This window comes from Streptomyces sp. NBC_01306, from assembly GCF_026340465.1.
Lineage (GTDB): Bacteria > Actinomycetota > Actinomycetes > Streptomycetales > Streptomycetaceae > Streptomyces.
On the sequence record NZ_JAPEPC010000002.1, the window covers coordinates 273544 to 296511 of the forward strand.

At 69.4% G+C, this 22968-nt stretch carries 16 protein-coding genes; 6 read left to right on the forward strand and 10 right to left on the reverse strand.

Annotated elements, in window-relative coordinates; all coding sequences use genetic code 11:
- Nucleotides 1–5 precede the first annotated feature (5 nt).
- Entirely contained in the window at nucleotides 6–1100 is a 1095-nt protein-coding gene (locus OG385_RS34420; RefSeq protein WP_266861802.1) for an aminotransferase class I/II-fold pyridoxal phosphate-dependent enzyme, read from the reverse strand.
- 210 nt (nucleotides 1101–1310) lie between these two features.
- Here OG385_RS34420 and vioC point away from each other — a divergent pair, with 210 nt between their 5' ends.
- A complete protein-coding gene (gene vioC, locus OG385_RS34425; RefSeq protein WP_266861804.1) occupies nucleotides 1311–2336 on the forward strand; it encodes an arginine beta-hydroxylase, Fe(II)/alpha-ketoglutarate-dependent in 1026 nt (341 codons plus the stop codon).
- Between the two features lie 40 nt (nucleotides 2337–2376).
- Here vioC and vioD read toward each other — a convergent pair whose 3' ends face one another.
- The 4 genes from vioD to OG385_RS34445 all read right to left on the reverse strand — a co-directional run bounded on the left by vioD (nucleotide 2377) and on the right by OG385_RS34445 (nucleotide 6040).
- The gene (gene vioD / locus OG385_RS34430; RefSeq protein ID WP_266861806.1) at nucleotides 2377–3492 is read right to left on the reverse strand and encodes a capreomycidine synthase; all 1116 of its coding nucleotides are present in this window, start codon (nucleotides 3490–3492) and stop codon (nucleotides 2377–2379) included.
- Nucleotides 3493–3503: 11 nt separating this feature from the next.
- Entirely contained in the window at nucleotides 3504–4520 is a 1017-nt protein-coding gene (locus OG385_RS34435; protein ID WP_266861808.1) for a MupA/Atu3671 family FMN-dependent luciferase-like monooxygenase, read from the reverse strand.
- Nucleotides 4520–4762: an MbtH family protein gene (locus tag OG385_RS34440; RefSeq protein WP_266861810.1), complete on the reverse strand. Its 243-nt coding sequence runs from the start codon at nucleotides 4760–4762 to the stop codon at nucleotides 4520–4522. Before OG385_RS34440 ends, OG385_RS34435 begins: the two co-directional genes overlap by 1 nt.
- Nucleotides 4763–4864: 102 nt before the next feature.
- Complete coding sequence (locus OG385_RS34445) at nucleotides 4865–6040, reverse strand: aminotransferase (RefSeq protein WP_266861812.1); 1176 nt, start codon at nucleotides 6038–6040, stop codon at nucleotides 4865–4867.
- A gap of 271 nt (nucleotides 6041–6311) precedes the next feature.
- Here OG385_RS34445 and OG385_RS34450 point away from each other — a divergent pair, with 271 nt between their 5' ends.
- Entirely contained in the window at nucleotides 6312–8657 is a 2346-nt protein-coding gene (locus OG385_RS34450) for a M20/M25/M40 family metallo-hydrolase (protein ID WP_266861814.1), read from the forward strand.
- A 79-nt stretch (nucleotides 8658–8736) separates the two neighbouring features.
- Here OG385_RS34450 and OG385_RS34455 read toward each other — a convergent pair whose 3' ends face one another.
- Nucleotides 8737–12045 (reverse strand): condensation domain-containing protein, encoded by a 3309-nt coding sequence (locus OG385_RS34455; protein ID WP_266861816.1) that lies wholly within the window; start codon nucleotides 12043–12045, stop codon nucleotides 8737–8739.
- A gap of 203 nt (nucleotides 12046–12248) precedes the next feature.
- Here OG385_RS34455 and OG385_RS34460 point away from each other — a divergent pair, with 203 nt between their 5' ends.
- On the forward strand, nucleotides 12249–13010 hold the full coding sequence (locus tag OG385_RS34460) for a thioesterase II family protein (RefSeq protein ID WP_266861817.1): 762 nt from the start codon (nucleotides 12249–12251) through the stop codon (nucleotides 13008–13010).
- Here OG385_RS34460 and OG385_RS34465 read toward each other — a convergent pair whose 3' ends face one another.
- On the reverse strand, nucleotides 13011–16529 hold the full coding sequence (locus OG385_RS34465; RefSeq protein ID WP_266861819.1) for an AMP-binding protein: 3519 nt from the start codon (nucleotides 16527–16529) through the stop codon (nucleotides 13011–13013).
- 188 nt (nucleotides 16530–16717) lie between these two features.
- On the opposite strand from OG385_RS34465, the gene OG385_RS34470 reads away from it, so the two are divergent.
- Entirely contained in the window at nucleotides 16718–17713 is a 996-nt protein-coding gene (locus OG385_RS34470; RefSeq protein ID WP_266861821.1) for an NADP-dependent oxidoreductase, read from the forward strand.
- A gap of 94 nt (nucleotides 17714–17807) precedes the next feature.
- Here OG385_RS34470 and OG385_RS34475 read toward each other — a convergent pair whose 3' ends face one another.
- Entirely contained in the window at nucleotides 17808–18377 is a 570-nt protein-coding gene (locus OG385_RS34475) for a dienelactone hydrolase family protein (RefSeq protein WP_266861823.1), read from the reverse strand.
- Nucleotides 18378–18818: 441 nt separating this feature from the next.
- Between OG385_RS34475 and OG385_RS34480 the strand changes: the two genes are divergently transcribed.
- A complete protein-coding gene (locus OG385_RS34480) occupies nucleotides 18819–19547 on the forward strand; it encodes a response regulator transcription factor (protein ID WP_266861825.1) in 729 nt (242 codons plus the stop codon).
- Between the two features lie 35 nt (nucleotides 19548–19582).
- Here OG385_RS34480 and OG385_RS34485 read toward each other — a convergent pair whose 3' ends face one another.
- Together OG385_RS34485 and OG385_RS34490 are read right to left on the reverse strand one after the other, a co-directional pair.
- On the reverse strand, nucleotides 19583–20455 hold the full coding sequence (locus tag OG385_RS34485; RefSeq protein ID WP_266861827.1) for a metallophosphoesterase: 873 nt from the start codon (nucleotides 20453–20455) through the stop codon (nucleotides 19583–19585).
- Nucleotides 20456–20489: 34 nt separating this feature from the next.
- Nucleotides 20490–21590, reverse strand: coding sequence for a crosslink repair DNA glycosylase YcaQ family protein (locus OG385_RS34490; RefSeq protein ID WP_266861829.1), 1101 nt, complete (start codon nucleotides 21588–21590; stop codon nucleotides 20490–20492).
- A 277-nt stretch (nucleotides 21591–21867) separates the two neighbouring features.
- Here OG385_RS34490 and OG385_RS34495 point away from each other — a divergent pair, with 277 nt between their 5' ends.
- Nucleotides 21868–22902: a GNAT family N-acetyltransferase gene (locus OG385_RS34495; RefSeq protein WP_266861831.1), complete on the forward strand. Its 1035-nt coding sequence runs from the start codon at nucleotides 21868–21870 to the stop codon at nucleotides 22900–22902.
- Nucleotides 22903–22968: the final 66 nt, after the last annotated feature.

Below are 22968 nucleotides of genomic sequence, written 5' to 3' on the forward strand. Positions count from 1 at the left end.
ACCGCTCACCTCCGGGACGAGTAGGCGTCGGCCAGAGCCGCCGCTGCGGTGTGGACGACCTCGTACGGCCGCGCGAGCGACATACGTATGCTGCGCAGGCCGCTCGCGGGATCGGCCCAGTAGAAGGGGGCACAGGGCAACACGTGTGCCCCGCGCGCCCTCAGGTCCTGGTAGAGCTGCGATGAGTCGGGGCCGCCCTCCGGCAGCGCGACCCGCGCCACACTGATCTGGGAGTGGGGATCGGCGAGTTCGGTGCCGGCGGCCTCGATCGCCTCGCGCACCGCGCTGCGGTTGCGCTCGACGAGAGCGCGGGCGCGCTCGTAGCCGCCGTCGGCCCAGTCTCCTGCCAGCGCCTCGACCAGCTGCAGCACCACCGGTGACGCGGCCAGCATCGACTCGGAGAAGGCGCGCCTGATCGGGAGCGTGGTGCGTTCGCTGTAGGCGAGCATCCCGATCTTCAACTCGTGCATCGGCCACAACTTGCCGGTGTCCTCGATGATGATCCAGTCCGCGCCCGCTGCATCGAGCACGGCGTAGGTGTCGTACTGCGCGTCGCGCACCTGGCCGCGGAAGCTGGCGTCGACGATCACCGTCTGGCCGTGCCGTGCGGCGTGCTCGGCCAGCGAGCGCAGATGGCCCTCCGGGGTGACCAGACCCGTCGGATTGTTCGGCATGGTGATGACGACGGCGCTCACGGGCGACCCCGGCCAGTCCTGGTTGAGCAGCGCCTCTTCGTGCAGCGGGACCAGTTTCAGACCCCGGGTCTGGAAGAGGTCGGCGATGTTGTCGAACGTCGGATGCAGGACGGCGACCGTCGCTCCCGCCGGCAGCGCCCGCGCCACGATGTCCGTGGCGAGGGTCGAGGAGTAGCAGCTCAGGATGCGGCCGGTCCCGATCGGTGCCGTGCGCTGTCCGATCGCACCGAGGAAGGCGGTGTGCGCCGCTTCCTCGATGGACGGAAAAGCGCGACGGGTGGTGATCGCGAACATCTCCGGGATGCGGGCGACGATGGCTGCCTGCTCCGGCGACAACGCCAGACGCGCATGCCCGTCCGTCAGATTCAGGCGACCATCGGGGTCGGTCAGAGCGTCGACTTCCATCAAGGTCAAGTTCGCGGTCACGGATTCCCTCGTCTGCCGATATCACGGATTCCGAATCGGTATCAACGCTGGAGACCCTATTTTGGGAGGGCGCGGATTACTTGTCCCTTGTATTGGGCACGTCCGCCGTCGTCGTGTGTGCTCATACGCTTTTTCCTGTTCTACGCGTTCATGAACTCGCCGCGAACGGCCGCGGAAGAAGGAAGGGCAATGAACAAGCTCACGCTGACGGCGCACGACCGTACAGCAGTTGCCCCGCTGCTCAGCGACATCACTGCCCGGTGGACCACCATCGAGGACCCGGTTCTGCTGCGCCAGGCTCCGCTGCTCGCCCGGAGGTTGCCCGCGCGTCTTCTGGAGTTCCTTGAGGACCACCGGCTGCGGGAGCCGGCGGCCCTCTGTCTGGTCTCCGGTTTCGAGGTGGACGAGGAGGAGATCGGGCCGACACCGGGGCACTGGCGCGGCAGCCACGTCGGCTCGCCCACGCTGCGCTACGAGGTCTTCTTCCTGCTGTGCGCCTCGGTGCTGGGCGACGTGTTCGGCTGGGCGACCCAGCAGGACGGCCGGATCATGCACGATGTCCTGCCCATCAAGGGCCACGAACACTACGAGCTCGGCTCGAACAGCCTTCAGCACCTGTCCTGGCACACCGAGGACGCGTTCCACCCCTGCCGCGGCGACTACGTCGCCCTGATGTGCCTGAAGAACCCCGATGCCGTCGAGACGACGGTCTGCGACGCGGGCGATCTCGACTGGTCCGGCCTGGATGTCGACGCGCTCTTCGAGCCCGCCTTCACCCAGATGCCCGACAACTCCCACCTGCCCGTGAATTCGACATCAACGGGCGATCCCACCATCCAGCGGCTGCGCGAGGGCAGCTTCAAGACCATCGAGTCGTGGAACGCGAACCCCGTCAAGCGGCCCGTCCTTTTCGGTGACCGGGCCAATCCCTATATGGTTCTCGACCCCTACCACATGAAAACCGAGGGCTGGACCGAACGCTCGCTGACGGCTTATACCGGGCTGTGCGACGAGATCGAATCCAAGATGAAGGGCATCGCCCTCGAACGGGGCGACTGCGCTTTCATCGACAATTTTCGGGCAGTGCACGGCCGTAACTCCTTCCGGGCCCGCTACGACGGCAGTGATCGCTGGCTCAAGCGCCTGAACATCACGCGCAACCTCCGCGGTTCGCGGGCCTGGCGCCCTGCCGCGGACCACCGGGTCATCTACTAGCGCTCCCGGTCGTAGGTCCGGCAGGGAGCCCCCGCCGGACCTACGACTTCAGCAGTACATCCAGGTTGGCCAGTCCCGCCGTGAGTTCGGCACGGGTGCCTCCGAAGCCCAGCCGGACGTGGTTGCGGTACGCGTCCCCGAAACACTCCCCGGGAATCAGCAACGTGCGGTACTCCTCGGCGAGCCGGCGGCACACCTCGGTGACGTCCTGAACGCCGCGCAGTTCGACGAGCGCGCTGACGCCGCCGGCGGGAGGTGTCAGCCGCACGCGGTCGGGGTGCTCGCCCGCCCATGCGAGCAGGAGTTCCCGGTTCTGACCGGCATGTGCGCGCTGCATGGCGACAATGCGGTCCGCGTTGCGGACGGCCCGTTCCGCGAAGAACTCCAGCACCGGTGAGACGTAGAGCGCCACATAGTCGCGCAGGTACGCCATCTCTGTGAGCATCTCGGGGGGCGCCAGACACCATCCGGTGCGGATGCCGGCCAGGCCGTAGCTCTTCGAGAACGTACCGAAGGACAGGCTGCGTGCGTACCGGTCGTGCGGCAGGGGCAATGTGTCGCCTTCGTAGGTGAGTTCGCCGAAGGCGTTGTCCCACACGAGCCATGCGCCGGCGGCGGCCGCGATCTCGATCAGCTCGTCCTGCTGCTCGCGGGTGATGGTTATGCCCGTCGGGTTGTGCGGGAAGTTGACCACGATCATGCGTGGCCGCTCCGCTGCCACCAGCTTCCGGAGCCGGTCCGTGTCGGCGGCGAAGCCGTCGCCGCTGGAGAGGTCCCACCTGCGCAGGCGGCAGCCGCGGGCCACCGCGATGTCGTGCAGCTGCTGGTAGGCCGGATCCACCACGATGACATCGTCACCGGGGCGCACCAGGGTCTGCATGACGAGCCAGATCGCCTCGCTGGACCCGTGGGTGACCATCACGCGCTCGCTGTCGCCGCCGGTCCAGCGGTCGGCCAGCGCGGCGCGCAGATTCCGCCCTCCCAGGGGCTCACTGTCGTGGAAGGGAAGGTCCGCCAGTTCGGCCAGGTCGAAGTCGGCTATGTGACACAGCTCGCCGACGGTCAGGTCCCGGACTCCGCTGCTGCCGATGTCGTGGTCGACCGCGTGGTAGTAGCGCCGCATCCATTCTTCGAGCTTCGCGAGTGGCAGTTCCACTGCTCCCCCAATCACTGGACTGACGACGCGACATCGTCAAGATTGTCAAGGCTCTCCAGCACCAGCTCCGGGTCGATGCCGAAGTCGACCAGGCAGGCGATCTCGGTGACGCCGATGTCACCGAAGCGGCGGATGCGCTCCGCGCAGGCGGCCTTGTCGCCGACGAGACCACCGCCGCCCCGCAGCCGGCCCTTGGCCGTGGCCACCATGTCGTCCAGATCGGCTGCCGAGATGTCGGCGGCCTCGTTCTGCAGCTGCAGGTCGAGGTGGCGGCGGATATAGGCCTCGTAGGACGAGTCAAGTGCGTCCGCGACGGCACGCGGATCGTCATGGATGTACGTGTGCAGCATCAGACCGACCCGCGGGCTCGGTGTGTGACGGGACGGCACGAACGCGGAACGGTAGAGGGCGATTCTCCGTTCGAGATCGTCGAAGCGTCTGCCGGTGAAGTTCGTGACGATCCCCGTGCCGCGCCGCGCCGCGTGCAGGAACGTCGTCTCGGACTGGCCCGACATCCACAAGGGAATGTCGGCTCGGTGCGGGCGCGGATACGTCGTGACCGATATCTGGTCGCCGTTGCCGTCGCTGCGCTTCTCGGCGTCCCCGTGCCACAGTCGCGTGAACCGGTCCATGGCGTCGTCCAGGGATTCGACTCGCCCGGAGTAGGCCTGCGGCGCCAGCACGAAGTCGTTGGCGTGCCATCCACTGGAGAAGGCGATCTCCGCACGTCCCGCCGACAGGTTGTCGACCACCGACCACTCCTCGGCGACCCGCACGGGATCGTGCAGGGGCAGCACCACGCTGCCGGCCCTGATCGCCACCCTGCTCGTCGACACGGCGAGGGCCGCACCCAGCACCGAGGGGTTGGGGTACAGACCGCCGAAGACGTTGAAGTGCCGTTCGGGCGTCCACAGCCCGCACATCGCGCTGTCGTCGATGCGGGCGGCGACCGCCTTCACCAACGCGTACGGATCCGCGCCCCCTCCCGCTTCCGCCTCCGCGGAGAAGAAGAAGATGCTGGTGTCCACTAAGCGCCTCCGCCGCGCCGCGCCGGTTCCCTGCCGGCTCCGGCGTCGTCACGGCGGGCGCTGCGCGGCCGAAGATCCGTCCAGGTCACCTCGATGTAGTCGAGACACCCCTGGCGTGTGTCCGCCTCGTGGCTGATGCTCCACCCGGGCGGAACCTCAAGCGCCGTCGGCCACAGGGAGTACTGCTCCTCGTCGTTCACGAGCACATGGAAGGTGCCGTCGGGATCGTCGAACGGATTCATGGTGCCTCACCAGTCGGATTCGACAGCTTCGGACAAGAGGCAAGCTACCGGCGCGCCCCCTCGTTGCACTGTCACGTGAAGCCAGGACACCGGCTCCTGGATCTACGCCGGCCGGGGCCCTGCGGCCCCCATGTCCCGCAGACGGACCACGAGTTCGGAGATGGCCGCAGGATCGGCATTGCTGACGCTCACGCGCAGGGTCCGGCGGTCCTCCGGCAGGAAGGCGGTTCCCGGGACCACCAGCACGCCGTGGTCGCGCACGAGACTACCCACGACGTCCTCCGTCGAACGATCCGCGAAGGGGTGCCTGAGCCAGCCGAAGAACCCACCGCACGACAGCAGTTCGAACCCACCCGGGCGCTCGGCCATCGCCTCGGTCAGCCACGCCCTCTGGCGTGCGAGTTCCCGCGCACGCTCGGTCCGCCACCGGCCGGCCTTCGTCAGCCCCGCCCACGCCGCCTCCTGACCGATCCGCGGGGCGCAGACCGCCACACAGTCGAGGAGTTTGCACACCTCACGATTGAGCTCGGCCGACGCCACGACGGCCCCGACCCGATAGCCGGGCAGAGCAAGGTCCTTCGAGAACGAGTGAAGGCTCACCACGGTCCGTGTCCAGGCCGGGTCGGCGAAGAGGTCGTGCGCCGGCCGGTCGGTGCTCCGGAACGAGCGGTACGTCTCGTCCACCACCAGGGCGATGTCGTGCCGTGCCGCCAACGTCGCGAACGCGGCGATCTCCTCGGGCGGCATCGTCACCCCCGTCGGGTTCCCCGGGGTGATCAGCACAATCGCGCGCGTCCGCCCGGTGATCAGCGGCTCGGCCCGTACCGCGCGGGGCACCAGGTCCTCGTCGGGCTCCAGGTACACCGGCGTGATGCCGTTCATGCGGAGCCACATGTCGTGGTTGAAGTAATACGGCAGCGCCAGCACGACTTCGTCGCCCGGGCCGGCCAGCGCCGAGGCGACCAGCGAGAACGCCTGGTTGCACCCCGCGGTGACGACGACGTTCTCCGGGGCCACTCGCCCTGCGTACGCTTCGCTCAGGTCCTCGGCCGTCGCGGCCCGCAGCTGCGGGAGTCCGGGCACCTCCGTGTACTCACTGCCGCCTCCCCGACGGACGAGGTCGGCCACGTACTCGCTGACGACCGGAGCCGGCGGATACTGCGGTGCCGCCTGCGCGAGATCGAGCAGCTTTCCCTCCCCCAGGTGCCCGTCGATCAGGTCGTAGGCAGCGCTGATGGGCGAGTCGCCCTGCTCGACCGTCTGACTCCGCAGCCGCATGGGCCCCTCTCCCTCGTGGTCGCCCGCCGTTGTCGGCCGGCGGCCGCGCGTCGGCGAGGAACGTGATCTCACCGTAGCGGTGTCCGTGCGGCCCGGGCTGTCCCCCTTTCACAGCACAGTCGCCCTTTCACAGCTCAGTCGCCGGCCGGGCCGGGCATGGGCGTTCTGCCCCAGGAGTCCCTGAAACCGGGGAGTGCTCGCGCCCGCGACGGCTGCCAGATCATTGGCCCAGGACAGGACCGTGCTCTCTGACGACAGGTCAGCAACGCTTATGACGACCCAGCAGCAGACACCGCCGCCCCCGGCCACGCAGGACAGCCCCTCGCCCACCACGTGGCACCGGCGCGCGGTGTCCCTCACGGTCGTGCTCGTGCTGCTGCTTCTGGGCGCGGCGAGCGTCTGGTCCCTGCGGACTCCTCAGCCGAAGCCGGCCTCCGCATCCCGGACGGAGTTCTCCGCGGAGCGTGCTCTCGCGCGGATCCATGGCATCGCCGCGGTGCCGCACCCCGCCGGCTCCGCGGCCGAGGCCGACGTACGCGCCTACCTCGTCCGTGAGCTGCGCAGCCTCGGCGTCCGGCCCACCGTGCAGACGCGGGTCGGATCCCGCACACCGTCGGGCGGCTACCCGACACTCGCCCGGGTGCACAACATCTACGCCCGCATACCGGGTTCGAAGCCGACCGGCCGGGTCCTTCTGGTCGCCCACTACGACTCGGTGCCCAACGGCCCCGGAGCCAGTGACGACAGCTCCAATGTCGCCGCCGTCCTGGAGATCGTCCGTGCGCTCGGCTCCATGCCGCAGCCGCGCAACGACATCGACGTGCTGTTCACCGACGCCGAGGAGCCCGGTCTGCTCGGCGCCCGGGCGTTCGTCCAGTCGAAAGTCGCCGGCGACCCCCACCGCGTCGCCGTCGTGAACCTGGAAGCCCGCGGGGTGTCCGGCCCTGCCCTGATGTTCCAGATGAAGGGCGGTCTGACCTCTGCGGTCGCCGACTCCCACGCGGTGACCACGTCGTTCGCGAGCGCCTTGTACAGCCTGCTCCCCAACGACACCGACCTCACCGTCCTGGCGGGCGACGGCATGCGCGGCATCAACCTCGCCTTCATGGGCGGTGTCGCCCGCTACCACACCGCCCACGACGACATCGCCCACGTCAACGCCGGAAGCGTGCAGGACATGGGCGACACGGCCCTCGCCGCCGTGCGCTCGCTGGGTGCCGCCGACCTCGCCGAGGACGAACCCGACGGCACCTTTTTCTCCCTGTTCGGCACCGTCATCTCCTACCCGGGCTGGCTCACCCTGCCCCTGGCCCTCGTCTCACTCGGGGCCCTCGTCCTGGTCCTGATCCGCGGCCGGCGTCACGGACTGCGTCCCTCCCGCGCCGGGCTCGCCGCGGGCTCGCTCACCGCTGTGCTCCTCGCGGCCGTGGGGGTCGGCTTCGGCGGATGGTGGATGCTGAGCACGCTCCAGCCCGCGTTCACCTTCGGCGTCGGGGCCGTCTATCACCCGGGGCCCTATCTTCTGGCGGCGTCGTTCCTGATGGTGGCGGTCCTCCTCCTCTGGTACCGGTGGGCGCGACGCCGTATGTCGTCCGTGGAGGCGAGCACCGGCGTACTCGGCTGGTTCGTGGCGCTCGCCCTGATCAGCGCCGTGCTCCTCCCCGGGGGCGCCTATCTGTTCACCTGGCCGGCCCTGATCGGTCTGGGTGCGGTGGCCGCGACGCTGCATGCCGGCCGGCACTCCCCGCTGCATCCGCTGGCGACCGCCGCTTCGGCCCTGCCCGCCACCGTGCTCCTGACCCCGGTCTCGGTGCTGGTGACGACCGCGGTCGGGCTCGGGCTGGGCGCTGCTCCCCTGCTGATGGTGACGCTGCTCGCCGCCACGGCACTCCCCCTCGTCGAGCCTTCGCCGAGCCGCCGCGTCCGCGCGGCGCTCGGGGCGGGCCTGCTCGTCAGCGCGACGGCAGCGGCGGCCGTCGCCGCTTCCATGAACGGGTACACCGACAGCAACCCGCGCCCGGTCAGCCTCGCGTATGCCTGGGAGTCCGACACCGGAACGGCCAGCTGGCTCAGCCGCGGCGGGCGGGAGCAGCCAGTTGTGGGGCGGCTGCTGGACGACGGACCCGAGCAGCTGAACGACCGGATACCGTCCCTCGCGGGGGTGCCGCTCCACCACGGCCGAGCGCTCAAAGCCCCCGATGTTCCCGAACCCCGCATCAGGCGTACCGCCCCCGACGACATCGACCGCGTCACCGGCCGGCGCACCGTACACCTTCGCCTGACCGTTCCCGACGACACCTATCTGGTGGACGTGTTCGCGAACACCGCCACACACATGGTGCGGGGCGCCACGGTCGACGGCGTGGACATCGATGCGGGCAGGACCTCGCTCACCAAACCCTGGGGCTGGGGATTCCGCTACGCGGCCCCTTCCGACAAGGGCATGGACCTCACGATCCGGTCCGAGGGCAGCGGCCCCCTGCGCATCCGCGCCGTGTCACTCACCTCCGGCCTCCCGGCCGGTGTCCACGCCCCTCGGCTCCCGTCGAACGCCAGTTGGACCGGCTGGCCGGTGCTGTCGGGGCAGACCATCGCCGTACGGACCTTCACGTTCTGACCTTCCCGCGTGACCGGGGTCCGGAGGGAGCCGCCCCGGTCACACGTCCGAGCCCAGCGCACGGGTCCTGCCTCAGCCCTCAGGCCCGGCGGGACGCCTCCGACTCCAGGTCGCTCAGCAGGGCCTCGACATCCTCCGCCGGCTCCTGTTCTGCCTGCCGGAACGCGATGCGCTGCGCCAGCATCTCGACCGTCGACGAGGCGAAGATGTCGCGCAGGGTGAGGTCCACTCGGACGGTGTCCCTGATCTGGATGTTCAGCTGAGTCGCGAGCAGGGAGAATCCGCCCAGTTCGAAGAAGCTGTCATGGATACCGACGCGGTCGACCTCCAGGAGCGCCGCCAGGATGTCGACAAGCTGCCGCTCCAGGGGGGTACGCGGGGCGACATACCCGTCGGCTGTCTCGCTCGACTCCGGTCGCGGCAGGGCAGCGAGGTCGTACTCGCCGTCAGCAGTCAACGGCAGCCCCTCCACCACCACGAGATGCCGCGGGAGCAGGGTGTCGGGCAGCCGTGCCGCAAGTCGCGGTTGCGCCGCGGCCAGATCGAACTCTCCGTCATCGGTGACGACATAGGCGACGAAGCCGGTGCCTGCTCCGGCTGCCGCCGCGTCCACGACGAGGGCGTCGACGACGCCCGGGAGTTCCCGCAGCGCACACGTGACCTGGAGGGGATCGGTCGACGGATCGTTGCCGGCCATGGCGACGAATTCGAGCGTCCCGTCGGCCCAGCGTCGCCCGAACTCCCCGTTCCAGCTGTCCCCGACGCGAAGTTCGGCGACCTCGCCGACCGCGGCTTCCTGCCCGCCTCGTCGCACGAGCCGAACGGTGCCGTGAACGGGATGGCCGAGAGGAACGCGCAGGGGCGCCGTGTCCACAGCCCACTCATCCGGTATGTCGTACAGCGCCGCCGGACGACCGTCGGGCCCGACGCCGTAGAGACCTGTGCACCGCGCCTCCGGGGCCGTCCGGCGTACTGCGACGACATCCTGGGGCACGAACGATCCCGCGTTCTCGACCAGGACGTGGCGCAGGGCCGGCAGGGAGAAGCCCGCCAGGGTCCGCAACACCGCGGGCGCCGCATAGAGCACGCTGACGCCGGCTTCGGCCAACTCGGCGGCCAGCGCTCTCGCTCCGACGGCAGGCGAGTGGTCGACCAGCACCACGGTCCCTCCCGCGGCGAAGGCGGTAAGGAGCGCCGAGATCACATGGTGGGTGGAGCCGGAGAGTACGGCGAACCGATCGTGAGCGCCGAACCCGTACCGTGCCACCGCCCAGTCGGGGCGAGAACCGGGCACCACGGTGTCGGTGCCCGGCTCCGTCCCGGCACTCGGCGGCTTTCCGGGGTCGATGACGCAGGTCTCGTCCGCCCCGCGCCGCAGCGTGATGCCGGAGCCGTCGGCTCGTACGGTCAGGCCGTCGGAGACACCTCGGGCATCGCCCGAGCGATCCAGTGTCACCTGGACTCCGGCCCGGAGACTCCCCAGGAGTGCGGCCGCGCAGAGAGCCGTGGGCCGCCATTCGAGGACGACGTGGCGGTCGGCGTCATCGGGCCGGCGTTCCGGGGCGTGGACGGGGAGGTGGCGGGTCAGCGCCTGTGCGACGTCGTCCGCCGCCGCGTCGATGCGGCGGTAGGTCCACTCGCCGTCGCGGTCGACGACCGCCACCGCGTCCGGCTCGGCGGCCGACAGCAGCCCACGGGGCGGTGCGGAGTCCGTGGTGGTCGTGTCCTCCGTCGGTCCGGGCACCAGCGTGACGGACGGCTCACCGGGCACGGCCGGCCGGTACTCCCCCAACGGGCGGTCAGGAGCGCGCGTCGCGGTGCGAAGGACCACCATCAGCTGGTCCAGAAGCTGCTCGATCATGTCCCGCTCGTAGCGGTTCGCATCGAATTCCAGATCGAAGCGGAGGACGCCGTCCCATTCGCGCGCGCTCAGGGTGAGCTCGAACTTGCTGGGCCGGGTCGGCGTGTCCAGCACCTCCCCCGTAGTGCCTGCGAGCGGATGGACCTCAGGCGTGTCGACCCCGTTCAGGATGACCTGGAACAGCGGTGTCCGGGACGGGACACGAGTGGCGGGGAGCTCACCGACCAGCAGGTCCAGTGGTGCTTCCGCATGGGCGTAGCCGCCGAGCGCTGCCTTGCGGGCCCGGGCGAGAACCTCGGCGAACGTCGGGTCGCCGCTGAGGTCCAGGCGGAACGGAAGCGTGTTGACGAAGAAGCCGATGAGGTTCTGCAACCGGGCGTCGGACCGCCCCGTGATCGGCACCCCGATCACCACGTCCTCCTGGCCCGAACAGCGGCTGAGAACCGTCCCGAACCCGGCGAGGAGCGCCATGAACGCGGTCGCGTCCGCCTTCCGGCACAGCTCGCCGAGCGCACGCGTGTCGGCTGCCGAGAGCGCGGCGGACACCCGTCCGCCGGTCGGCACATCGTCCGGTGTGCCGCGCCGCCTGCTGGGGAGCGCCAGCGCGGCCGGGGCGCCGGCGAGATGTTCGCGCCAGTAGTCGACCTGCCGCCGCAGGTACTCGCCGGTCAGCCACCGCCGCTGCCACACGGCGAAGTCCCGGTACTGGACCTCCAGCCGGGGCAGATCCGCCCGCTCCGGATCGCCGCCTGCCGCGTACAGGTCGGACAGTTCCTTCACGAAGACACCGACCGACCAGTCGTCGCACACGATGTGGTGTGCGGTGATGCTCAGCGCATGTTCGGCCTCGCCCACCCGGATCACCAGACAGCGCACCAGGGGACCGGTTTCGAGGCTGAAGGGCGCGGCGGCATCGGCGTCCATCAGCTCGCGCGCCCTGGCCTCACCGTCGGGTTCGGCACGCACGTCCTCGAACCGGAGATGCCAGTCGTCCGCGAGTGCGTCGACGATCTGTATCGTCCGGCCGTCCTGTACGGGAAACCGGGAGCGCAGCGCCTCGTGCCGGTCCATGATGGCGCGCAGCGAGGCGTCCAGGGCTGCCAGGTCCAGGGCGCCGCTGAGCCGCTGCCTGCCGTGCACATGGTAAGCAGCGCTCGGCAGGAGTTGGTCCTCAAGCCAGAGCCGCTGCTGGTCGTAGGACAGCACGGGATCGGCTCCCGCGGGCCGCCGGCTCACCTGGGGCCACTGGGCGGGCGCTGCGTCCATCACGTGCTGCGCGAGGGTGGCCACCGCGGGGGACTCGAAGAAGTCCATGGCCCGGACGCGCACGCCGTAGCGCTCGTGGATCTGCCCGAGTGCCCGCACCGCCATGAGCGAGCTTCCCCCGAGATCGAAGAAGTCGTCGAGCACGCCTACGTCGTCGCGCCGGAGGATGTCGCGGAAGATCCCGCCGATGCCCTCCTCGACGGCGGACCGGGAAGGCGCCGGACCGTCCCCGGCGACGTGCGCGCCGTCCGCGGGGGTCACGTCTGTCCGGTCGGATGCATGGGGCGAAGGATGAGAGGCCACGGCGTTCACGGTAAGGGCGGCCCCGGCCCTCGGTGACGTCGCAGAAAACGGGTACCGGCTCGCGTACGTCGCAGGTGTGTCACTCGAACACCCGACAGGAGTCCTGTGCACAGGCCGGGTTGACTGGGCGTACCCGGATGCCGCCAGCAGAGGGAGCACTGATGTCGCCCATCGGTAAGCTGTTTCCCTATCGGAGGGAAACCGACGGATTCGAGCTGTTCGCCTTTCCGCACATCGCGGCGGGACCCACGCTGTTCCACTCGCTCCGCGAAGCGGCTGGGGCGGAGGGCATCGCCGTGACCGGGGCGCTGCTGCCTGGGCGTGGACGCAGGGTCCGCGAGGCGCCGCACCACACGATGGATGCGCTGTTGGCCGAGATCGAAGAGGCGGCGACGCGTGATGACTTCGCCGCCTTCTCCGGTGACTACGGTCTGCTGGGGCACTGCTCCGGATCTCTTGTCGCCTTCGAGATCGCGCGTCTGCTCGTGCGTCTGCCGTGTGCGAATCCGCGGCTGCTCGTGATCTGCAGTTGCCGACCGCCGGAACTCATTCCGGACACCGGCACCAGCAGGCTCTCCCGCGAGGACATGTTCGCGCGTACCGCCGCGCTGGGCGGGATGCCGGACGCGCTCCTGGCCGACGACGACCTCCTCGACCTATTGGAACGGCCCATGCGTGCGGACTGGGACATCTTCGACCGCTACGTGCACACCGCCTCTGCGGCGCTCCCCGTCCCGATTCTGACGGCGCGCGGAGCGGACGACCCGACGGTGCCCGCGGCGGAGCAGCCCCGCTGGGCGGCGCAGACTCAGCGGCTCTTCCGCAGTGTCGAGCTGAAGACCGACCACTGGATGCTCTCCGAGACGGGATCCCGCGCCCTCACCCGCGAGATCTCGGCCACGCTCTCGGCGATCCGCAGCTGACTACGCCTCCGTCTCGCCGAGGCCGGCCAGCGTCACGTCCGGGTCGGCGGCGACCCGGTCCAGAACCGCCAGGTAGTCCTGCACCATGCGGCCGGCCGCGGCCGCGTCGACCGAGCCCGCGCGGAATCGCAGCAGACCGTGCGCGGTGCCGGACACCTCGGCGATCACGATCTCGACGGGGACCGCACCACCGCCGACGGGCAGCCGGAACCTCTCGACCGGCAGGGATCCCAACCGGCCCTGGACCGCCGCGGGGCCGACCTGGGCCAGCGCGGCGAGCTCGTCGGTGTGGTGTGCGGTGCCCGGCGGCCGCGGTGTCTCCTGTCCTTGGTCCCCAGGGGTGCCGGCCGGGCGCGGGGGCGCCTGGTTGACGGTGAACAGCACATCCACGAGATGACCGCGCCCGCCGACGCCGTGGCGTTCGCGGAGCAGGGACATCGGATAGTCCTGGTGCTCCAGCGCACCGATGACCTGCTGTCGGACCCGGGTGAGCAGTACGGTGAACGGCATGGCGTCGGTCACCCGGCAGCGGATCAGCGAGGTGCCCGCGCAGCATCCGACCACGTCGGCGAACTCGGGACGGGTGCGGCCCGCCATGGGCGTTCCTACCACCAGGTCGTGCTGCCCTGTGATCCGGTGCAGCACCGCCATGAACGAAGCCAACAGCAGTACATACACCGTCACGTGCTCGGCAGCCGCACGGGTGCGCAGCGCGTCCGTCAGCTCTGCCGAGAGCGCGAACTCGATCGCACCGCCGTCGGCCCCCGGCCCGTCGGCCCCCGGCCCGTCGGCCCCCGGCCCGTCGGCCCTGGGCCCGTCACCCGCCGGAAAGGTGAGCCGCGGCCATGCGGCGCCCGCTCCGACCGACAGCTGGTCGAGCCAGTGGCGCTCCATGCGGCTCACGCGTGCGTGGTCGGACAGGACTGCGTTGCGCCAGGCGGACACGTCGAGAGAGGTCGCTCGTGGCGGCGCCAGGAACAGCTCCCGGCCGGCGGCGTAGGAGCTGTAGAAGGCGCCCATCTCACGGGCGAGGAGCGCGCTCGACCAGAAGTCCGTGATGATGTGGTGCATCCGCACCAGCAGCACCTCGTCGCCGGAGGAGCGGTAGAGGCCGACGTGCACGAGCGGTCCGGTGACCAGGTCCATCGGAGTGCTCGCCACGGTGGTCAGGTGTGCCGTGAGGGCCCGTTCGTCCAGCTCCGGCATGTCGTGCACCTCGACGGTGACCGGGCGCTCCGGATGAACGACCTGGACCAGGTCCTCGTCCCGTACCTCGAACGTCGTGCGCAGCGCCGGGTGCCGGGCGACGACAGCGCTCAGGGCCCTCCGGAGCGCGTGGAGATCGACCGACTCCGGCAGACGCAGGGCGGTGGCGACGGTGAACTCGGGGTTTTCCGGCTCAAGTTGCTGCATCAGCCAGATCTCCCGCACGCCGTGCGACAGCGGTGCCTCTGTCCTGCCGACCGCGTCCACGGCCCGCGCCGGGGCTCCACCCCCGTGCTCCCCCGTGCCGACCGCCCCGACCGCCCCGGGACCATGCGGTGAGCCGCCGTCGGCGATCTGGTCGAGAATCCCCTCCATGGCCCCGCCGGCGAGCACCTGGCCGAGCGGCACCGTGACCCCGAACTCGGCCTCCAGCCGGTGCTGCAGCGTGACAAGGGCGAGCGAGTCCAGGCCGATCGCCAGGAGCGGGGTTCGCACGTCGAGGGTGTCCGGCGCGACGCCGACGAGCTGTGCGACGAGGACACGCAGCCGGTACTCCACATCATCGCCGGAGCCCGGCAGTACATCGGCCGCGTGCCTGCGGGCCGCAGGCACGTGCGGCGCGATCTCCGTCAGCTCGCCTGCCAGGTAGCGCGCGCGGCACAGGCTGCGCTGGACCTTGCCGCTGGAGGTCTTCGGCACCGTGCCCCGGCCCACCAACATGATCGTGTGGGCTCGCAGACCGTGGACGAGGGCCACCGCCTCACGGACCCGGGCGGTGATCTCGGCGCCGTCGACGGCCTCGGACGCCCCCCGCACCTCCATGACCAGGACCAGCCGCTCTTCGGCGGAGTCATCGGGCACTTGGAACGCCGCGGAACAGCCGACCCGCAACGTCGGGTGCGCGTGCTCCGCCGTGAACTCGATGTCGTGCGGATAGTGGTTCCGGCCGCGGACAATGAGCAGGTCCTTGCGCCGCCCGGTCACCACCAGCCGCCCCTCCAGCTGGAACCCCAGATCACCGGTCCGCAGATAGCCGGCGTCCTCACCCGCGATGCGTGCGCCGAACACGCGCCGGGTCTCCTCAGGGCGACGCCAGTACCCGGGGGCGACGCTCGGCCCCGTCACCCAGATCTCTCCCACCACGCCATCGGGGCACCGCTGCCCGGTCCCGGCCTCGACGATCGCGATCTCCTGGTCCGCGGGGCCGGAGCCACAGGAGACGAGCGCTACGTCCGGCCCCGCACCGGAGGAGGCTGTGTTTCCGGCCAGTGCGTCGCGGTCGACGTGGACGCGAGGCACCGGCTTGCCCCGTTCCGTGCCGCTGACGATCAGTGTGGCTTCGGCGAGGCCGTAACACGCCAGGAAGGCGTCCGCCCGGAATCCCGCCGGCCCGAAGACAGCGGCGAACCGGTCCAGTGTCTCCGGGCGGGTCGGTTCGGCCCCGTTGAACGCCACCTTCCATGAGCTCAGATCGAGCTGGGCCACATCCTGCGGAGTGGCACGGCGGGCACACAGCTCGTAGGCGAAGTTGGGGCCCCCGCTGACGCTGACGCCGAGGCTCGAAATCTTCCGCAGCCAACGCATCGGCTGCTCAAGGAAGTGCAGCGGCGACAGCAGCGTCACGGGACAGCCCGAGTACAACGGCTGCAGCAGCCCGCCGATCAGCCCCATGTCGTGGTAGGGCGGCAGCCAGATCAGCGCCTGGCTGTCGGAGTCGGTGCCGAAGTACCTCTGGATCATGCCGAGGTTGTGCAGCAGATTCGCATGCGAGACCATCACGCCGCGCGGTGCGGCCGTGGAGCCGGAGGTGTACTGGAGGAAGGCCGTCGACCCCGGGTCGACCACGACGGGAACGGATGTCTCCGCGGGCACGGCATCGACCGCGATCCAGCGCAGCTTCCGCAGGAGCGGCGCATGCTCACCGAGATCGTCGATGAACATGAGGAGATCCGACGTCGTCAGGGCGATGACCGGATCGGCGTCGCCCACCACACCGATGAGCCGGGGCAGGGTGCGTTCGCGCCGGAACGGGTCGGGCGGATACGACGGCACCGCCACCACTCCTGCGTAGAGGCAGCCGAAGAACGCGGACACGTAATCGAGTCCGGGCGCCAGCAACAGCAGTGCCCGTTCCCCGGGTTCGACCCCCGCGGCGTGAAGCGAGGCGGCAATCGCGGATGCCCGTAGGTCGAGGTCGGCGTAACTCAGCGTCTCCCGCTCGGTCTCGCCGTCGCTCAGATAGGTGTAGCCGATCGAGTCGGGCCGCTCGCGCGTACGCTCCCGCAACAGCTCGGAGACGGTGTGCGCATCCACGAGCTGTTCCTTCGGCGCCACGGTGAACCTCCAGCACGAGGGGCGACACACGCGCGTACGCGACAGCACCGCTGACGGTATCCGGGTGTCGGGTCGACTGAAACAAGGCAACGCCAGGCAGGGCGTCCCGTCCTGTCACAGGAACCTGGGGCGACGGCGATCCTGCGCCGACACCTACCGTGGGTTTCATGAAGGGCCGTGAGATCCACCTGACTTCAAGGCCTCTCGGCTGGCCGTCGACGGACGACTTCTGCATGGCTGAAGTCGCGGTGGCCGATCCGCGGGCCGGTGAACTGCTCGTCCGCAACCAGGTGATGTCCGTGGACCCCTACATGCGCGGGCGGATGAACGAAATCCCGTCGTATGTGGCGCCGTTCGGCATCGGACGTCCGCTGGAAGGCGGCGCCGTCGGCACGGTGATCGAGTCCGGGTCCGCGCTCTTCGCACCGGGCGATGTCGTCCTGCACAACGCCGGCTGGCGGGAGTACGCGACGGTGGCGGAGGACGCCGCGACGAAGGTGGACGTCGATCTGGCCCCGCCCTCGGCCTACCTCGGGGTGCTCGGGATGCCCGGCCTCACCGCCTACGCCGGCATTCTGGAGGTCGCTGCCCTGTGCCCCGGCGAGACCGTGTTCGTGTCGGCGGCCGCCGGAGCCGTCGGCAGCGCGGCAGGACAGATCGCACGGCTGAAAGGAGCCGCGCGTGTGGTCGGGTCCGCCGGCTCCCCCGACAAGGTCGCGTATCTCCGCGACATCGGGTTCGATGCCTCCTTCGACTACCACGACGGCGCTCTGCGCCGTTCGCTGCGCACCGCCGCGCCGGACGGTGTCGACATCTACTTCGACAACGTCGGCGGGCGGCACCTGGAGGTCGCCATCGGAGCCATGCGCCCGCACGGGCGGGTCGCCATGTGCGGTGCGATCTCGATGTACAACGCCGATGAACCTCCGGCAGCGCCCCGGAACCTGGCGCTCGCCATGGGCAAGCGGCTCACCCTCCGGGGCTTTCTCGCCGGCGACTTCGCGCACCTGCGGGAGCGGTTCGTCGCCGAGGCCGCCGGGTGGCTGCACTGCGGCGAGCTGCAGTACCGGGAGACCTTCGCCGAGGGTCTGCCCGCCGCACCTCGCGCCTTTTTGGACATGATGCGCGGGCGCAACCTGGGCAAGATGCTCGTACGCCTCTGACGAGGCCCGGTCCGCCCCTGCCCAGGATGCGGTGCGCTTCCGCCCCTGCCGCACAGCGTTCAGCGCGCGGCCGGACGCCGGTCCGCAGCGGGGCTCAGATCGCCGCGAGGAACGTCCGCACCCGCTCCATCAGCAGCTTGGAGGCGTCCGCGTCGAAGGCGTCGAGCGAGGCGTCGGTGAACAGGTGCTGATCGCCCGGATAGGTGAACAGCTCCGCCGCCGAAGCGGACTTGGCCAGCTCGCGTGCCGCCGGCAGGTCCTCCTCGAAGAACTCGTCGCCTTCCTTGCCGTGCAGCTGCACCGGTACGCCGTCGGGCCAGGACGTCCCGAACTCCGTGACAGGGATGCAGGAGTGCATCAGCAGTGCTCCCCGTGCACCGGGTCGCGTCTGAGCAAGCTTCTGGGCGATGGTCACGCCGAAGGAGAAGCCGCCGTAGACCAGCTCCGGGCTCAGGCCATCGGCCGCCGCCACACCACGCGCCCTGAGGGTGTCGAACCCGGTCTCGCGCGCGAAGCTCATCCCCTCCTCAAGGCTGCCGAACGTGCGGCCCTCGAACAGGTCGGGCGTGTGCACGGTGTGGCCGGCCTGCCGCAGTTCACCGGCGAACGCCTGAACTCCGTCGGTCAAGCCCTGGATGTGGTGGAAAAGCAGAACCTCGGCCATCTCCGCAGTCTCCTACTGTTATTGATCGACTGTTCCGAAAACGCACCACGACGCTAGCCCCTCGCCCCGGCAAGTGACAACCTCTCACCTCATGGGTGCGCGACAAACTATTTGCCCACTTCTGGCGGCGTCGCCGAGCATAGAATTCGGCACGGCCGGTCACTGAGAGACATGCCCGCAGATAGGACGCGGATATGCCCGGACGCACCGTCACCGCAGACACGCCACGCCCAACTCGCATACGGACAAGGGCGTTCGGCCGCGTAACGTGAGGCACGCTCCGCGGGTCACATCTCCGAAGACCCGAAGGTTGACATGTCCGCACAGGGGTACCCATGCTCCCCAATAGACCTCCCGGTTCGCGGATGAACCTCACGCCGCGACAAGCGCACCGAGCATCACCCGGCACACCTGACGTCCATCGATCGCGCGCTACCGCCAGTGGCAGCCTTCCTCCTTGGGATTCGTATGATTCGTACAGACCTGCTCGTGACCTCTCCGTGCTTCCTCCTGGGCCTGAGCCAGATCCTCACAGCGGCTGGGGTCAGAATCGTCGCCACCCGAACCACGGCCGAAGAGGAGCCTTGCTGGCTCGCCGACGTGGCGGTCATCGACGCCGACGCAGCCGCTGGTGGGGACCTCGACATCGTCACGGACGCCGCCCGGTCGATGGCCGTGCTCGTCCTCACCAACGGCCTCACCGCAAACAGCGAAGAATTCTTCGACGCCGGCGCGGCGGGGGTCATCAGCAAAGGCGAGCCGGGGTTCGGAATCGTGCGCGCCGTCCAGCTCGCCGCCGCCGGATCAGCCGGTCGCGCAGAGTCACCGCGCACCACCCCCCAACTCACCGGCAGCAAAGTCCATGCGGGCCAACCCACGCTCTCCGAACGCGAGCAGCAGGTTCTCAGCCAGATCGCCCAGGGCAGGACGCACGGCCAGATCGCGACCCGTCTGGGGATAAGCCAGCACACCGTCGACACCTACGTGAAACGCATACGCGTCAAACTCGACGTGGGAAACAAGGCCGAGCTCACCCGCGCCGCGCTTCTCGGCAAATTCGTCACCTCGGTGGAGGACGGGAAAGCCGGCGGCACCGCGAACATTCCCTCGTCCCGTGTCCCTTCTCCGGTCGAGTCGCACCTGGGACGGGACGGAGCGCCTGTGTCTTAGTACTCCAGCAGCGCTTCGCTGTTCCTGCTGGAGTACTAAGATCCAAACGCACCGACTCCGCAGGCAATCGACCGTGGTGCGAACGTTGTCGCCCTGTTCCCCCACTCGCGTGGATAGCCGAGGGAAACTTCCTCGACGGCGACACCGTCATGGACCGACGACCGCGGCATATGCAGATGACCGTGCACGACAGCACGGATCGGGAAGCGCTTGTGCCACTCGGAAGTGAGCCGCGTGCCGCACCACATGGCCAGATGCGGGGAGAACATGCGCCTTACCGGCTCTTCGATCAGGGGGTAGTGGTTAACCACGATGATCGGGTTGTCCCTTCCGAGCCCGGCCAACCGCTTCTCGGTCGACGCGACGCGGGCGTGGCACCATTCCTGCCGTGTCGGGTACGGATCCGGGTGCAACAGCAATTCGTCGCTGAACACATGCCCCGCCTTCCATGCCGCCTCCAGCGCGGAGTCGAGATCCGTGCCGGGGTCGCGGAACGAATAGTCGTAGAGCAGATGGACCGGGGCGATAACGAATTCCTGCTCCGGGGCGCGCCACATCACGTACTCGTCCTCGGGCGTCAGCACTTCGATCTTGCGGCACTTCTCCACCAGGTCCGCGTACCGCTCCGCTCCCCTGCTCTGGTCCTCGTCACGCGGATGCGTCCACAGTTCGTGGTTGCCCGGCGTCCAGATGACCCGCCGGAAGCGACTGCGCAGGCCCTTCAGCACCTCCTGTGTCCGCGATGACGACTCCGCCACGTCTCCCGCGACGAGGAGCCAGTCGTCGGGGTGCTGCGCGGCCAGTCCGTCGACGATGCCGCGGTTCACCGGGTGCCCGACGTGGAGGTCGCTCACCGCCCACAGATGCGAATGAGACCGGTCCACGCATTTCCGGCGTGGATCATCCATGTCGCCTCTCCCTTCCATCGGCCCCATGCGTCGTTCAGGGACGTTCCGCCTCCAGATCGAGCCATTCGGCGAGTGCGTCCACCTCCGCGTCGACGGCTGCTGTCATCCTCTTCGTGAAGGCCTCGTCCTCATGGACGGCGTTGACCCTGAGGACGCCCCTCTTACGGTCCGCCGACGCATCGAGCTTGCCCACCAGTCGATCGTGGAAAAGAATCGGGAGCGCGAAATAGCCCCAGCGGCGTTTCGCCGCGGGCTTGTACATCTCGATTCCGAATTCGAAATCAAAGAGCTCCATCGCGCGCTTGCGGTCGTGGATCAGACGGTCGAAGGGGGACAACAGCGCGGTCCGCCCCTCGAACGGCTGCCCCAGATACAGGGGGTCGACACGCCATTGCCCTTGGACTCCCTCCACGACGGCCGCCTCGCCTGCGCCGCCGACGTCGTAGGGCTCGATGGGCACCTTGGTCGACTTGGCGCGCGCGATCCCCAACGCCCGCAGCCTCCGCTCGTTCCGTTCCCGCAACGCCTCCTGCGGGTCAGGCACCGGCGCGTCCGGGTACACCCGGTCGGCCAGGTCCCACAGCCGGTTGCGGCCCTGGCGCCCCGCTACCGCCACCTCTCCCAGATCTGCCATGATCCCGAGCAGCCGGATCACGTTCTGGTCGTTCGTCCATCCGGTCGACTTCCACGGCAACGCACACGTGTCCGGGATGTCGCGAGAGAGCAGCGGACCGCCCGCCTCCAGGCGGGAGAGGATGTCCCGGCGGCATGCGTCATTGGCCTTGAGCCAGCCGTGCAGCCGCTTCTCCCAGTCGGCCGTCGGCGGCCGGTCCCGCATCTCCGCCATTTCGGCCCGGAACAGCGTCGCGTCCTCGACCGGCCGGACGGTCGCCCCGATCTCGACGAGCTGTCGCCCCTTGAGCACCTGGACCAGGTGGTCCGGCGCATAGGCCGCACCGAGTCTGCTCCACGACACCAGGTCGGCGGCCGGCGCGATGGCCGCGGTCGGGTCCAGCTGCAGGAGCGTCAGATGCCGGACCATGGAGGTCAGCTCCGTCGGCCGCTCACCATGCAGGAGCTGCGCGCGAATCGCGATGCGCCGTGCGTCCGCACGACTGAGTGTGTGAACCTTCATCAGTCTTCCTCCACATTCCGCCTCACCACTCTGTGCCGTGTTCACGGCGCATTCGTCGGTTTCCAGAATGAGTGGGCATTACGTAACCTACGAAAAATCCCTCCGCCGGAGCGCACAGTTCATCCAAGCCGTCCCCGGACAAACCTGTGAGGCGAGTCTCTGATCCGCCCGCACACAGCGTCATGCCGCCCGTTCGGGTGACTGGTCTCCTGCCTGCCCTGCGTTGTCCCCTACACAGGGGGCCTCTCCAAAGGCCCGCAGGCGACGGGGTGAGGCAATGCGTACCGAGGAAGTCGGCAAGGTATCGATCGACCTCCTGGACGAACTCGGCATCACGGCATCCGACCAGGTCCTCGGAGAACTGGAACGCCACCACATCATGGCGCGCCGACGCGGCGCCCGGGTCACCTACTTGGTGGCGCGCCGCACCTCCGGTGCCGCTCTCGGCCTGCTCCCCCTCTATCAGTTCTCGCGCCCCTACGAGTCGTCCCTCGCCCCGGAGAACATCTTCGAAGGCGAGGTGCCTTCGACCGGCGCCCGACTGTGTTCGGCCGGTGGTGCCGGCGGCTACCGGAATCATCTGTTCCTGAGGTCTCCGCTCACGCCCGCGTGCGGCGCCGACGCCGCACGCGCGTTGATGTCGGCTGCCCGGGAGGTCGCCTCGACGGCCGGCTGTCCGCAGGTCCTGATCCCGGACCTCGACCCGGCACAGGCACGCTGGCTGGCGGAACTTGAGACGGACGCCATCGCGGTCGCCACGCGCGACAAGGCCGTGATGCCGATCGGATGGGGCCACTTCTCCGAGTATCTGGCCGCTCTGCCGCGCAAGCGCAGATGGCAGGTCCGCCAGGAGCGCCGCGCCTTCGCGGACAGCGGGATCGTCGTACGCGACGAACCACTGTCGGCGGTCGCCGCCGAGGTCGCCCCGCTGCTCGCGCAGACCCAGCAGCGCCACGGTGACACCGCCGGCCCTCACGAGGCGGAGTTCTACCTGGCCATGCTCGCGATGACGTCCGGTTCCGAGGTACGCGCGCTGGTAGGACACCTGTCCGGGAGACCGGTGGCGTTCTCGGTGGTCCATCGCCTCGGCGGTACGTGGACGATTCGTGCGGTGGGCCGCGACTACGCAGCACCGGACCACGGTCAGTACTTCAACTTGACCTATTACGAACCCATTGCCCGCGCCATCGCCGACGGCGCCACACTGATCGACTTCGGTGCCGGATCCCTCCGCGCCAAACGCTTCCGCGGCTGCCTGCTCCAGCCCCTTCGATCCCTGCTCATCGCCACCGCACCGTCCCGAGGACGGTGATCGGTCGCCTGTTTCGGCGACAGGACCGATCCCCACCCGGGCCGTAGCTTCCAATCCATCGCACGT